This window comes from Micromonospora sp. DT62 (assembly GCF_049847285.1).
In the GTDB taxonomy this organism is placed as follows: Bacteria; Actinomycetota; Actinomycetes; order Mycobacteriales; family Micromonosporaceae; genus Micromonospora; species Micromonospora reichwaldensis.
In genome coordinates this window covers 123,606-136,778 of record NZ_JBNCOB010000003.1, presented here as the reverse complement: position 1 = coordinate 136,778, position 13,173 = coordinate 123,606, and the positions used below count along the sequence as shown (strand labels likewise).

Genomic DNA, 13,173 nt, shown 5'->3' with positions numbered 1-13,173 from the left:
TTCCTCATACCTTTGAGCTGGGCGAGGTGAGCTGGCACGTGCAGGAAGTTGCCCCCCGCTACGACGGATACCGGTCGTTCGACTACCTGGAGCCCCGGGTCGACTACAAAGTCTTCGAGCTGGCACCGCAGCTCGGCCGGGTACCCGAACACGACCTCGGCCTGACCGACGAGCAGCGCGGCCGGGTCTCCCGGCTGCTGCGTGAACATGTGGCCATCTCGCTGCATGAGCACCCGAAGATCCTCCCGGCGGACGTCTCGCAGCTGCGCGACTACAACCGCACCGGCCGCAACTCCTTCGGTTTCGAGGGGCTCGCCCGCTCCGGGATGACCGCCGTGTTCGACAACTTCATGAACGGCACGGGCTGCGTCACGAGCGAGCACGCCTGGAAGTGGGACGACGTCATCTACGACATCGGCCTGCGCTTCGCCGACGTCGCCAAGCAGGACTACGTGGTGGTGGCGACCACCCTGGATCAGATCCTCACGGCCAAGCGGGAGGGGCGGCTCGCGCTGGTCGCCGGCCTGGAAGCGGCCACGATGATCGAGAACGAGCTGGACCGCATCGACATCCTCTACGGCTTCGGCGTGCGGCAGATGGGCATCGCCTACAGCCAGGCGAACATGCTCGGCGGCGGGCTCTCCGAACGGGTCGACGGTGGGCTGACCCACTTCGGCCGGCGGGCGGTGGACCGGATGAACAAGCTGGGTGTGGCGATCGACGTGTCGCACTCGGGCGACCGGACGTCGCTGGAGGTCGTCGAGGCGAGCCGGGTGCCGGTGTTCATCACGCACGCCGGGGCGCGGGCGGTGTGGGACACGCCGCGGATGAAGTCGGACGAGGTGATCCGGGCCTGCGCCGAGCGCGGCGGGGTGATCGGCATCGAGGCGGCACCGCACACGACCCTCTCCGCCGCCCACCCGCACCACTCGATCGAGTCGGTGATGGACCACTTCACCTACTGCGTCGACCTGGTCGGCATCGACCACGTCGCCTTCGGCCCGGACACCAACTTCGGTGACCACGTCGGGCTGCACGACAGTTTCACCCAACACCTTGCGATCGGACAGGCACACGGCGCGGTGGACCATCCCCGGGTGCCCTACGTCTCCGGCATGGAGAACCCAGCGGAGTGCTTCAGCAACATCGTCGGCTGGCTGGTCACGCACGACTACTCGGACGACGAGATCGCCAAGGTCATCGGCGGCAACATCATTCGGGTTCTTCAGGAGGTCTGGTGAGCACGTCCAACAACCGCCGCCCCGGCCGCTGGCGCATCGTCGCCGCGATCGGCGCGGTGGCCGCGATCGGCCTGGCCGGCTGCGGCCTCAACGAGGGCAACTCGTCCTCCGGCAACACGTCCGGTGGCACCTCGGTGCTGCGCATCGGCACCACCACCGACGTCTCCAACTTCAACCCGCTCCAGTCGCTGAGCAAGACCGACTCCTGGATCCTCAACGCGATGTACCCGCACCTGCTGCGGATCGACGAGAACGCCAAGAAGGCGCCGGAGCTGGCCAAGGAGTACACCTACGAGGACGGCGGGAAGACCGCCGTGTTCAAGCTGCGTGACGACTTCACCTGGACCGACGGCAAGCCGGTCGTCGCCGAGGACGTCAAGTTCAGCGCTGAAATGATCATGAAGTACAAGCTGGGCAACGTCGCCGCCAAGCTGACCTGGGTCGAGTCGATCGAGGCGCCGGACGCGACCACGGTGAAGTTCAAGCTGTCCCAGCCGTACGCGCCGTTCGCCGAGGGCATCGGCTTCTGGATGTCGATCGTGCCCAAGCACATCTTCGAGGGCGCCGGCGACCTGTCGAAGTTCGCCAACGACTCGAACTGGGTCGGGGCCGGGCCGTTCGTGCTGGAGAGCGCCACCAAGGGCCAGCGCTACGTGATGAAGCGCAACGACAAGTACCCGCTGGCACCCGGCGGCAAGGCGGCCGTCAGCCAGGTCGAGTACCGCGTCTACCCGGACGTCAACACGATGATGCTGGCGCTGCGCAACGGCGACATCGACATGATGGGCACCCCGGTGCCCGCGTCGGCGGCGAAGACGTTCGAGAACGACGAGAAGATCAAGCTCAACAAGGTCGGTGCGCTCGGTTTCGCGCACCTGACGTACAACATGAACAACAAGGACCTTGCCAAGCAGGAGGTCCGCCAGGCGCTCTCCATGTCGGTCGACACCAAGGCGATCATCTCCGCCGTGCTCCAGGGCGACGGGCAGCAGATGTCCGGGCCGATCTCGCCGATCTTCTCCGACTACGACAACACCGACCTCCAGCCGTACGCGTTCGATCCGGCCGGAGCCAAGGCGAAGCTGGCCTCGGCGGGCTACCGGGACGGCGACGGCGACGGCTTCTTCGACAACCTCTCCCTCGGCGTGGCGTGCGACCAGTCGAACGCCAACCTGACCCGGGTCGTGCAGCTGTTCCGGGAGAGCGCGGCGAAGGCCGGGATCAAGCTCGAGAACGAGTGCGTGGAGCGCAACACGTTCCTGTCCCGCACCAAGAGCGGTGAGTACGACATCGACGCGTCCCAGTGGGGTGTCTTCGACAACCCGATGGACCAGCTGCGGAGCACCTACCTCTCCAGCAACCCGGGCGGCATCAACTACAACCTGCTCAAGTCGGACGAGATGGACCGGCTGATCAACGACGCGGCGGCCACCACCGACCCGGCGGCCTTCACGCAGAAGATCAAGAACATCGACCGGGTGGTGCACGAGCAGGCCTACCTCACCCCGCTGTACGTGGAGAACTTCCAGTTCGCCTACAACGCAAGCAAGTTCACCGGCTTCGTCGCGTCGCCGTCGGACCTGCTCGGCATGGTCACCGCGTACTCGCTGGCCCAGGTCAAGCCGGCCAGCTGACGGCGGGCTGACGAAAGAAGGGAGGGGGTCCCCGTGGCACGCTTCGTGCTCAGCCGGGCGCTGAAGGCCGTCTTGACCATCTGGATCGCGATCACCGCGACGTTCTTCCTGCTCCGGCTGCTCCCCGGGGACCCCACGACCCTGATGGTCGAGGGGGACATGACCCCGGAGATGCAGGCCGCGCTGCTCAAGACGTACGGCCTGGACCGGCCGCTGTCCGAGCAGTACGTGTCGTACCTGCGCGAGCTGACCCAGGGCAACCTGGGCATCTCGTTCCGGCAGATCCAACCGGTCACCGACATCCTCGTCGAGCGGCTGCCGTGGACCCTGCTGCTGGCCGGCACGGCGTTCCTGCTGACCATCGCGGTCGGCATCCCGATCGGGGTCTACGCGGCGGTGCACCGGGGCCGCTGGCCGGACAAGGTGCTCCAGGTGCTCGGCATCGGTGGGCACGCGCTCTTCGTGCCCAGCGTCGCGATGCTCCTGATGGTCTACCTCGGTGCCCGCCTCGGCTGGTTCCCGATCGGCGGGGCGATCGACCCGGACACCCGGGGCATCGGCGCCTACCTGAGCCTGGCGCACCACCTGGTGCTCCCGGTGCTCTCATTGGTGCTGGTGCAGCTCGGCCCGTACGCGCTGACCCTGCGCACCAACATGCTCGAGGTGCTCGGCGAGGACTACATCCGAGCCGCCCGGGCCCGTGGCCTGTCCACCCGGCGCCGGGTGTGGAAGCACGGGCTGCGCAACGCGATCCTGCCGGCGCTGACCCTGATGGGTCTGCAACTGGGCACGCTGGTCGGCGGCGCCGTGCTCACCGAGACCGTGTTCGCCTATCCCGGCGTCGGTCGACTGATCTTCGAGGCGGTCGGGCAGCGGGACTACCCGGTGCTCCAGGGGGCGTTCATCATGCTCGCCGTCACCGTGGTGATCGCCAACGCCCTCACGGACCTGCTCTACGCCGTCCTCAACCCCAGGATCCGGCTGTGAGCGCGGGGAGCGGGCGGCGCGGGGCGGCCCCGGTGGGGCGCGGTCGTGCCGAGATGCCAGACGCGGCGGGGCGGAGCCCCGCGGTCGTGACGGAAAGGGTGGTCCGATGAGCGCGCCGGTGTTGACCGAGCAGACCGTACCGGTGCGGGAGGCCCCCGTGGTGCCGGCCTGGCGCAGCTACCTGCGGCAGCCGTCGGCGCTGATCGCGGTGCTCGTGCTGGTGGTGATGGTGGTGCTCGCGGTAGCCGCGCCGCTGATCGCCGACGAGCCGGGCGGCACCAGCGCCGACGTGCTCCAGTCCCCGTCCGGCGGGCACTGGTTCGGCACCGACGACCTCGGGCAGGACATCTTCGCCCAGGTGGTCTGGGGCACCCGGACCAGTCTGGTGATCGGCGTCGCGGCCTCGCTCATCGCGCTCGTGCTCGGCGCCGCGATCGGGCTGGCGTCGGCGTACTTCCGGCCGGTGGACGCGGTGGCCACGGTGATCACCGACGTCATGCTGGCCCTGCCCACCCTGCCACTGATGATCATGCTGGCGGCCGTGGTGAACCCGAGTGTCTGGACGCTGACCGTCATCATCGGCGTCTTCGCCTGGCCCGAGGTGGCCCGGCTGATCCGCTCGCAGGGCCTGGTGGTGTCGGCGATGCCGTACATCGACGGCGCGCGGGTGCTGGGGGCCCGGGGCTGGCGGATCGTCACCCGGGAGATCCTGCCGGCGGTCATCCCGCTGATGGTGGTCAGCGTGCTGCTGACCGCCTCCCGGGCCGTCATCTCCGAGGCCGGCCTGAGCTTCCTCGGCCTCGGCGACCCGGACGCCTGGTCCTGGGGCCGGATCCTGCTCAACGCCCAGCGCAGCGGCGTGGTGGCCATCGCCTGGTGGCAGACGCTCTTCCCGTCGCTGGCGATCCTCTTCCTGGTGCTCGCCGCGACGGTCGCCGGAATGCGGTTCAACGACGTTCGTGACCCCCGCCGGAACGGAGGCTGACCCGATGCGGTTGCCCGACACCTTCTACGCCACCGTCCGGGCCCGGCTCGGTGACGCGCTCGCCGAGCGCGACCTGGACGGCTTCCTGGCCACGGCACCGGCCGACGTGGCCTTCCTGGCCGGCTTCTTCTACATCGCCACCGAGCGACCGGTCTACCTCTGGATGCCGCGTGAGGGCGACCCGCTGCTGGTCATCCCGCGCCTCGACGAGGAGTACGCGGCCCAGCAGGAGATCACCGTCGAGACGGTCAGCTACGCCGAGTTCCCGGGCGTGGTCACCCCCGAGGAGACCCTCGCCGCCGCGCTCTCGGGCCGCCGGGCCCGGCGGATCGGGGTCGGCGCGGGCCTGACGATCGGCACTTTCGGCAAGCTGACCCGGGCCATCGACGGCGTCAGCCTGGTGACCACCGACGCGGTGGCCCGGCTGCGGCTGTGCAAGTTCCCCGAGGAGATCGCGCTGCACGAGGCGGCGGCGCGGATCTGCGACGAGATGCTCGCCGCCGGCCGGGAGTTGATCGCCGACGCGCTGGCCCGGGGCACGGAGCTGCCCCGGGAGGACGAGATCGCCCGGCACGTCATCGGCTACGGCACCGATCGGATGTACGCCGACTACGACCGGGTCGTCTACACCACGAAGCTGGCCGGCGGGTTGGTCTACGCCGGGCCCAACTCGGCGCTGCCGCACGGGTTGCCGACCCGGCGGCGCGTCCGGCCGGGCGACACGTTGATCCTCTCGCTGGGCGCGGCGGTGGCGAGCCGGTTCGTGGAGAGCGAACGGACCTTCGTCATCGGTGAGCCCACCGCCGAGCAGCGCCGCTACTACGAGGCGGACCGGGAGGCCCAGCACGTCGGCACCGAGGCGATGCGCGTCGGCCGGACCTGCGCCGAGGTCAACCGGGAGTGCCTGGACGTGCTGCGCGGGCACGGCCTGGGTGAGTACATCCGGCACCGGCAGGGCCACGGCATCGGGTTGCAGAACCACGAGGCGCCGTGGGTGGAGGACGGCGACGACACCGTGCTCGCGCCCGGCATGGTGCTCTCCAGCGAGCCCGGCGTCTACGTGCCCGGCCACGCCGGCTACCGCATCTCCGACACCGTCCTGGTCACCGACGCCGGGCCGCGCCGACTGACCCGTTACCCGCGTGATCTCGCGTCCAACGTCATTGAGGGGGTCCGATGAAGATCAACGGTGCCGAGCTGGTGGTCGAGGCGTTCGGCCCGGAGGACGGGCCGGCGATGATCGTGCACCACGGCGCGCCCGGCCTCGGCTCCCGGTCGGAGCCGAAGCGGTCGTTCGGGCCGTTCGCCGACCGGCTGCGCGTCATCGTCTTCGACGCCCGGGGCTCGGGGGAGTCCAGCGACGACGAGCCCTTCACCCACGAGCAGTGGGTGGCCGACGTGGACGCCATCCGGGAGCACTTCGGCCACGAGAAGATCGTGATGGCCGGCGGATCGTACGGCGGCTTCATCGCCCTGGAGTACGCGATCGCCCACCCGGACCGGGTCTCCGCGCTGATCCTGCGGGACACCGCCGCCGACACCGCCCACGACCACCTGGCCGTCGAGCGGGCCCGCAACACCGACCGGACGGTGATCCCGCAGTGGGCCATCGACCGGATCGGCACCGGCCGGTTCGAGAGCGACGACCAGCTCCGTGAGTACTGGCGGGCGATCCTGCCGCTCTACGACCACCAGCACGACCCGGCCAAGGACGCGGCCCGGCTCGCCCAGACCCGGTTCCACTACCGGACCCACAACGCCGCGTTCGGGCAGAACATGCCGCGCTACGACCTGAAGCCGAAGCTGGCCGACATCACCTGCCCGACGCTGGTCGTGGTCGGACGGCACGACTGGCGTACCCCCGTGGCGGCGTCGCAGGCGATCGCCGACGGGATCCCGGACGCGCGGCTGGTGGTCTTCGAGAACTCCGGGCACTCCCCGCAGCTGGAGGAACCGGAGCTGTTCCAGCGGGTGGTCCGGGACTTCCTCGACGAGGCGGGGATCCGCTGATGGACCCGCTGCTCCAGGTCACCGACCTGCACGTGTCGTTCCCCGGGGGCACCGGGCCGGTGCACGCCGTCAACGGCGTGTCGCTGACCCTGACGGCCGGGCGCACACTGGCCATCCTCGGCGAGTCCGGGTCGGGCAAGAGCGTCACCGCGCAGGCGGTGATGGGCATCCTGGACGTCCCGCCCGCCCGGGTCACCGGCTCGGTCACGCTGCGCGGCCGCGAGCTGCTCACGCTCGAGCCGAAGCAGCGCGACCGGGTCAGCGGCGAGGAGATCGGCATGGTCTTCCAGGACGCGATGGCCGCGCTCAACCCGGTCTTCACCGTCGGCGACCAGCTCACCGAGCTACTGCGGGTCCGTCGTGGACTGTCCCGGGCCGACGCCCGCCGCCGCGCGGTCGAGCTGGTCGACCGGGTCCGCATCCCGGCGGCGAAGGACCGGGTACGCGACTACCCGCACCAGTTCTCCGGCGGCATGCGGCAGCGCATCATGATCGCCCTGGCGATCGCGCTGGAGCCGGCCGTGCTGATCGCCGACGAGCCCACCACCGCCCTGGACGTGACCGTCCAGGCGCAGGTGATGGAGCTGATCGCGGAGATCCAGCGGGACAGCGGGATGTCCCTGCTGCTGATCACCCACGACCTGGGCGTGGTGGCCGAGGTGGCCGACGACGTGGCCGTGATGTATGCGGGGCGGATCGTGGAGCGGGGCACCGTCGAGCAGATCTTCGACGGTCCGGCCCACCCCTACACCGAGGGCCTGCTCGCCTCGATGCCCCGCGTCGACCGCCGCGACGAGCAGCTCTACGCCATCCCGGGCGCCCCGCCCAATCCCGCCCGGCTACCCACCGGCTGCCCCTTCCACCTGCGCTGCCACCGGGTCACCGACGAGTGCCGGACCGCGCTGCCCGCGCTGGAGCTGCTGCCCGCCGGCCGCGCCAGCGCCTGCCACCACCACGCGGAGGTGCTGCATGCCACCCAGCGATGACGTCGTGCTCCGGGTCGACAACCTGGTCAAGCACTTTCCGGTCAAGGGCCGGGTGCCGCTGCGCAGCGGCGGCGTGGTCAGGGCCGTCGACGGGGTCTCCTTCGACCTGCGCCGGGGGGAGACCCTCGGCGTGGTCGGCGAGTCCGGCTGCGGCAAGAGCACCCTGGCCCGGATGCTGGTCGGGTTGGAACGGCCCACCGCCGGCGAGGTGCGCTTCGGCGACGCGGTGGTGCACCGGGCCCGGGGCCGGGAGCTGCGTGCGCTGCGCCGCCGGATCCAGATCGTGCTCCAGGACCCGTACACCTCGCTCAACCCGCGCCGCACCGTCCGGGAGATTCTGCTCCAGCCGTACGAGATCCACCCCGACGTGCTGCCGAAGGCCCGCCGGCTGGACCGGATCCGGGAACTGCTCGACCTGGTCGGCCTGGACGGCAGCCTGCACCTGGACCGCTACCCGCACCAGTTCTCGGGCGGGCAGCGCCAGCGGATCGGCATCGCCCGGGCGCTCGCCCTGCAACCCGACGTGATCGTCTGCGACGAACCGGTCTCCGCGCTCGACGTCTCGGTCCAGGCGCAGGTGGTCAACCTGCTGGAACGGCTCCAGGCGGAGCTGGGGGTGGCGTACGTCTTCATCGCCCACGACCTGTCGGTGGTGCGGCACATCTCCGACCGTGTCGCGGTCATGTACCTCGGCAAGCTGGTCGAGACCGGCCCCGGCGCGCCGCTGTACGACCAGCCCCGCCACCCGTACACCAAGGCGTTGCTGTCGGCGGTGCCGGTGCCGGAGCCGGCCCGGCGCGTGCAGCGGCAGCGGATCCTGCTCGCCGGCGACCCGCCGAGCCCGGTCGACCCGCCGTCCGGGTGCCGCTTCCGGACCCGCTGCTGGCAGGCCACGGACGCCTGCGCCACCACCGAACCGCCGCTGGCCGGCGACGAACACCCGGTGGCCTGCCACTACCCGTTGGCCGCGTGACGCGCCCGACACCGTCCCACGAAGGAGTGAGTGAGCCTTGCTACAGAAGCCTGCCCCGCGGTACCAGGGACACAAGTCGTACTCGTACCTGGAGCCGCACTCGGACTACCGGGAGTTCGCTCTGGCTCCGGAGATCGGCCGGGTGCCGGAGTACGACCTCGGCCTGACCGACGCGCAGCGGCAGCGGGTCACCCGGCTGCTGACCGAGCAGATCGCGATCTCGCTGCACGAGCACCCGGTGATCCTGCCGGAGGACGTCCGGGAGCTGCGGGCCTACAACCGCACCGCCCGGCAGCGCACGGGTTACGAGGGGCTGGCCCGGTCCGGGCTGACCGCCGTCTTCGACAACTTCATGGCCGGGGCGTCCTGCGTCACCAGCGAGAACGGCTGGAAGTGGAACGACCTGGTCTACGCCCTCGGCATGCGGCTGAGTGACCTGTACAAGCAGGACTTCGTGGTGCTGGCGACCTCGCTGGCCGACATCCACGCGGCCAAGCGGGACGGTCGGCTGGCCCTGGTCGCCGGTCTGGAGTGCAGCAGCCCGATCGAGAACGAGCTGGACCGCATCGACATCCTCTACGGCTTCGGCGTCCGGCAGCTCGGCATCGCCTACAGCCAGGCGAACATGCTCGGCGGCGGGCTGTCCGAACGGGTCGACGGTGGGCTGACCCACTTCGGGCGGCGCGCGGTGGACCGGATGAACAAGCTCGGCATCGCCATCGACGTGTCGCACTCCGGCGACCGGACCTCGCTGGAGACGATCGAGGCGAGCCGGGTGCCGGTCTTCATCACCCACGCGGGGGCGCGGGGGGTCTGGGACATCGCCCGGATGAAGCCGGACGAGGTGATCCGGGCCTGCGCCGAGCGGGGTGGGGTGATCGGTATCGAGGCCGCCCCGCACACCACCCTGTCGGCGGCGCACCCGCACCACTCGCTGGAGTCGGTGATGGACCACTTCACGTACTGCGTCGACCTCGTCGGCATCGACCACGTCACGTTCGGGCCGGACACCATGTTCGGCGACCACGTCGGCGTGCACAACGTCTACGCCGGCAACTACGCGCACGACGCCGGCAAGCGACCCGAGCACCCCCGGGTGGAGTACGTGGCCGGTGTGGAGAACCCGGGCGAGGCGTTCGGCAACATCGTCGGCTGGCTGGTCACGCACGACTACTCCGACGACGAGATCGCCAAGGTCATCGGGGGCAACACCATCCGGGTGCTCGAACAGGTCTGGTGACCGGGGCGCGGGCCCGGGTCGCCGGGCCCGTCGGCGCACGACGACTACTACTACACTCCGTACGGCCGCAGCGGCGCGGCGCGGAGCGAAGAGGTGAAGGTGGATGGCTCGGCGTGAGACCGCGCTCCAGACCGCACAGAGTCGGCTGATGGCGCTGATCGGCAGCGAGTTCCAGCCCGGGGACAAGCTGCCCAACGAGCGTGAGCTGGCCGACCTGCTGGAGGTCAGCCGGGCCACCGTCCGGGAGGTCCTCGGTCAGCTCGCCGCCGAGGGCGTGGTGAAGCGCACCTGGGGCATCGGCACGTTCGTGCACGAGCCGGCCGGTCGGGTGCCGGTGTCGCTTGGCGACGTCACGGCTCTGCGGGACCGGATCACCGCCTCCGGTCACCGCCCCGCCCTCACCGACGCCAAGGTCAGCCGGGCCACCTGCCCGGCCGACTGCGCGGAGGTGCTCGGCCTGGCCCCGGGCGATCCGGTGTGGCGGGTCGACCGGCTCTTCGCCGTCGACGAGGTGCCGGCGGTGTGGATCTGCGACCACCTGCCGATGCGCGTCGCCGGGCATGACCTGGATCCGTCCGGCCTGGTCAGCATCGACCTGGACATGTTCGAGTTCCTGGCCAACGCGACCGGCATGCCGGTGCGCCGGGCCGAGATCGAGTTCACCGCCGTGCTCGCCGACGAGGTGGCGACGGCCCGGCTCGGGGTGGCGGCCGGGCATCCGCTGATCAGCGCCACCCAGATCGGTTACAGCGCCCAGGACGTGGCGTTCTTCCACGGCCACATAACGGTCCGTACGGACGTGTTGACCCTGCGGATCAGCAGGGGTGGCTGACCGACCCGGCGCGGCACCGGGGGGCCGGCGCGGCGCGGACCCGCTTACCGAGGCCGATTTGGACCGCGCGGAACCTGTCCGACCCGCCGCCCCGGCCGGCAGCCCACCACGTAAGGAGAACCTGTGACCGGCACCGGCACGATCGCTGTCCACGGCGACGACGGGTTGAGCCCGGGCGGGGCGGTGTCGCCGCCGATCGTGCAGAGCGCCACCTTCAGCGCCGAGTCCGACGAGCAGTTCGCCGCCGTCGCCACCGAGACCCGGGGCAACGCCTTCTACACGCGCTACGGCAACCCGAACCACGCGCAGGTCGCCGCCGTGGTCGCCCAGCTGGAGGGCGCCGAGGCGGGCCTGGTCACCGCCTCCGGGATGGGCGCGATCAGCACGATCGCCCTGGCCCTGCTCTCCGCCGGGGACCACGTCATCGTGCAGCGCAGCACGTACGGCGGCACGACGTCCCTGGTCACCGGCCTGCTGGCCCGCTTCGGGGTGGCCTTCACCCAGGTGGACCAGACCGACACCGAGGCCTTCGTCCGGGCGCTGCGCCCGCAGACCCGGCTGGTCCTGGTGGAGACCCCGAGCAACCCCCTGCTCGAACTGACCGACCTGGCCGCCGTCGTCGAGCTGGCGCACGCCAACGACGCGCTGGTCGCGGTCGACAACACCTTCGCGACCCCGGTCAACCAGCGGCCGGCGGAGTTCGGCGCCGACCTGGTGTGGCACAGCGGGACGAAGTACCTCGGCGGGCACTCCGACGTCTCGGCCGGGGTCATCGTCGGCTCCGCCGACCTCGTCGACCGGGTCTGGCAGACCGCCATCGTCACCGGCAGCACCCTCGGCCCCATCGACGCCTGGCTGCTGCTGCGCGGCATCCGCACCCTGTCGCTGCGGGTGGACCGGCACAACGCCAACGCGCTGGCCCTGGCCCGGGCGGTCGAGGGCCACCCCGCCGTGCGGCGGGTCCGCTACCCGGGGCTGCCGACGCATCCCCAGCACGAGCTGGCCGGCCGGCAGATGACCGGCTTCGGCGGGGTGCTCAGCGTCGAGCTGCGCGACGGGCGGGCGGCGGCCGGGCTGCTCGACGGCCTGCGCCTGGCCAAGCGGGCGGCCAGCCTGGGCAGCGTCAGCACCCTCGTGGTGCACCCGCGCTCGATGTGGGCCGGGATCGTCGACGCCGAGCAGTTGGCCGCCACCGGCATCGGCGAGGGCCTCGTCCGGGTCTCCACCGGCATCGAGGACACCGAGGACCTCGTCGCCGACTTCCTGGCGACCCTCGACGCGGCGGACCGGGCGGAGTAGCGCCCCGGCCGGCCGCGCGGGTCAGCGGTCCGGGCTCCCGGCCGGCGCCATCACGCGCAGCGCGTTGGCGTCCAGGCCGATCCGGATCGGCGTACGGCCGCACAGCTCGCCGTCGACCTCGACGCGCGCCGGCCGGTCGGTCTCCAGCCACAGCTCCCCGACGGCGAGGAACGGCGCGTCGCCGACGGAGCGCCGGTGCCCGGTCGCCGCGTTGCGGGCCGTGTCGCGCAGCAGCCCACGGCGGTTCGCGCCGCCGACCGGGTACGCGACCAGCAGCCGGTCGTCGGCGTCGGCGTCGGCGGCGATCGGGCGCCCGGCGTGGAAGCCGCCGTTGGCCACGTACACCTGGTGGGTGCGGAACTCGTGCCGGGCGTCCCCGGCCCGGACGGTGACCCGCAGCGGGCGGTGCCGGGCCAGCAGGGCCAGGGCGGTGAGCGGGTACGCCAGCCGGCCGGTGACCCGCTTCAGGCGCGGCGGCGTCCGCAGCATGATGTCGGCGGAGAGGCCGACGCCGACGTGGTTGGTGAACCGCATGTCGCCGGCGAGGCCGAGGTCGACGTCGATCACCGTGCCGCCGGTCAGCACGTCGACGGCCCGGTCGAGGTCGAGCGGGACGCCGACGGTGCGGGCGAAGTTGTTGGTGGTGCCCAGCGGCAGCAGGCCGAGCGCCACGTCGCGGTGGGCGAGCAGCCGCGCGGCGGTGCTGAGGGTGCCGTCCCCGCCACCGGCCACCAGCAGGTCCGGCCCGAGGTCGACGGCCGCGGCGAGGACGCGTTCGAGCTGGCCGGGCTGCTCGACGGGGTGGTCGCCCAGCAGGCGGAAGCCGGCCGCCGTCAACCGGGCCCGGGCCTGCTCGTGCAGTTGACGGCCCCGGCGCGAGTGGGCGTTGACGACGAGGGCGGCCCGCCGGTCCCGCCGGATGGCCGCGCCCAGTTCCTGCTTCGTCCGCATGGGCCCCGACCCTATCGGCATGCGCGACACCGGCA

General features: G+C 71.4%; 12 protein-coding genes. 11 read left to right on the top strand and 1 reads right to left on the bottom strand.

Annotated features, from left to right (window positions below; all coding sequences use genetic code 11):
* Positions 1-38 precede the first annotated feature (38 nt).
* From ACPXCB_RS06550 to ACPXCB_RS06500, 11 genes are all read left to right on the top strand, one after another.
* Positions 39-1,241, top strand: coding sequence for a dipeptidase (locus ACPXCB_RS06550; protein WP_425873111.1), 1,203 nt, complete (start codon positions 39-41; stop codon positions 1,239-1,241).
* On the top strand, positions 1,238-2,875 hold the full coding sequence (locus ACPXCB_RS06545) for an ABC transporter substrate-binding protein (protein ID WP_425873109.1): 1,638 nt from the start codon (positions 1,238-1,240) through the stop codon (positions 2,873-2,875). Before ACPXCB_RS06550 ends, ACPXCB_RS06545 begins: the two co-directional genes overlap by 4 nt.
* A 33-nt stretch (positions 2,876-2,908) precedes the next feature.
* A complete protein-coding gene (locus tag ACPXCB_RS06540) occupies positions 2,909-3,862 on the top strand; it encodes an ABC transporter permease (RefSeq protein ID WP_425873107.1) in 954 nt (317 codons plus the stop codon).
* A gap of 106 nt (positions 3,863-3,968) precedes the next feature.
* Positions 3,969-4,847, top strand: a complete 879-nt coding sequence (locus tag ACPXCB_RS06535) for an ABC transporter permease (protein ID WP_425873105.1) — start codon at positions 3,969-3,971, stop codon at positions 4,845-4,847.
* A gap of 4 nt (positions 4,848-4,851) precedes the next feature.
* Positions 4,852-6,027 (top strand): M24 family metallopeptidase, encoded by a 1,176-nt coding sequence (locus tag ACPXCB_RS06530; RefSeq protein WP_425873103.1) that lies wholly within the window; start codon positions 4,852-4,854, stop codon positions 6,025-6,027.
* On the top strand, positions 6,024-6,857 hold the full coding sequence (locus ACPXCB_RS06525; protein ID WP_425873101.1) for an alpha/beta fold hydrolase: 834 nt from the start codon (positions 6,024-6,026) through the stop codon (positions 6,855-6,857). Before ACPXCB_RS06530 ends, ACPXCB_RS06525 begins: the two co-directional genes overlap by 4 nt.
* A complete protein-coding gene (locus ACPXCB_RS06520) occupies positions 6,857-7,843 on the top strand; it encodes an ABC transporter ATP-binding protein (protein ID WP_425873099.1) in 987 nt (328 codons plus the stop codon). The genes ACPXCB_RS06525 and ACPXCB_RS06520 overlap by 1 nt, the downstream gene beginning before the upstream one ends.
* Positions 7,827-8,816, top strand: a complete 990-nt coding sequence (locus ACPXCB_RS06515; RefSeq protein ID WP_425873097.1) for an ABC transporter ATP-binding protein — start codon at positions 7,827-7,829, stop codon at positions 8,814-8,816. The genes ACPXCB_RS06520 and ACPXCB_RS06515 overlap by 17 nt, the downstream gene beginning before the upstream one ends.
* A 37-nt stretch (positions 8,817-8,853) precedes the next feature.
* Positions 8,854-10,056: a dipeptidase gene (locus tag ACPXCB_RS06510; protein ID WP_425873095.1), complete on the top strand. Its 1,203-nt coding sequence runs from the start codon at positions 8,854-8,856 to the stop codon at positions 10,054-10,056.
* Between the two features lie 103 nt (positions 10,057-10,159).
* A complete protein-coding gene (locus ACPXCB_RS06505; RefSeq protein ID WP_425873093.1) occupies positions 10,160-10,888 on the top strand; it encodes a GntR family transcriptional regulator in 729 nt (242 codons plus the stop codon).
* Between the two features lie 123 nt (positions 10,889-11,011).
* The gene (locus tag ACPXCB_RS06500) at positions 11,012-12,187 is read left to right on the top strand and encodes a trans-sulfuration enzyme family protein (protein ID WP_425873091.1); all 1,176 of its coding nucleotides are present in this window, start codon (positions 11,012-11,014) and stop codon (positions 12,185-12,187) included.
* 21 nt (positions 12,188-12,208) lie between these two features.
* Here the strand turns inward: ACPXCB_RS06500 and ACPXCB_RS06495 are convergent, their stop codons facing one another.
* Positions 12,209-13,138, bottom strand: a complete 930-nt coding sequence (locus ACPXCB_RS06495) for a diacylglycerol/lipid kinase family protein (RefSeq protein WP_425873089.1) — start codon at positions 13,136-13,138, stop codon at positions 12,209-12,211.
* Positions 13,139-13,173: the final 35 nt, after the last annotated feature.

Excerpts from the sequence above, each read along its gene's own strand:
- ACPXCB_RS06495 (WP_425873089.1), bottom strand. The coding sequence starts at position 13,138 with ATGCGGACGAAGCAGGAACTGGGCGCGGCCATCCGGCGGGACCGGCGG.
- ACPXCB_RS06525 (WP_425873101.1), top strand. The coding sequence starts at position 6,024 with ATGAAGATCAACGGTGCCGAGCTGGTGGTCGAGGCGTTCGGCCCGGAG.
- ACPXCB_RS06505 (WP_425873093.1), top strand. The coding sequence starts at position 10,160 with ATGGCTCGGCGTGAGACCGCGCTCCAGACCGCACAGAGTCGGCTGATG.
- ACPXCB_RS06535 (WP_425873105.1), top strand. The coding sequence starts at position 3,969 with ATGAGCGCGCCGGTGTTGACCGAGCAGACCGTACCGGTGCGGGAGGCC.
- ACPXCB_RS06530 (WP_425873103.1), top strand. The coding sequence starts at position 4,852 with ATGCGGTTGCCCGACACCTTCTACGCCACCGTCCGGGCCCGGCTCGGT.
- ACPXCB_RS06515 (WP_425873097.1), top strand. The coding sequence starts at position 7,827 with ATGCCACCCAGCGATGACGTCGTGCTCCGGGTCGACAACCTGGTCAAG.
- ACPXCB_RS06520 (WP_425873099.1), top strand. The coding sequence starts at position 6,857 with ATGGACCCGCTGCTCCAGGTCACCGACCTGCACGTGTCGTTCCCCGGG.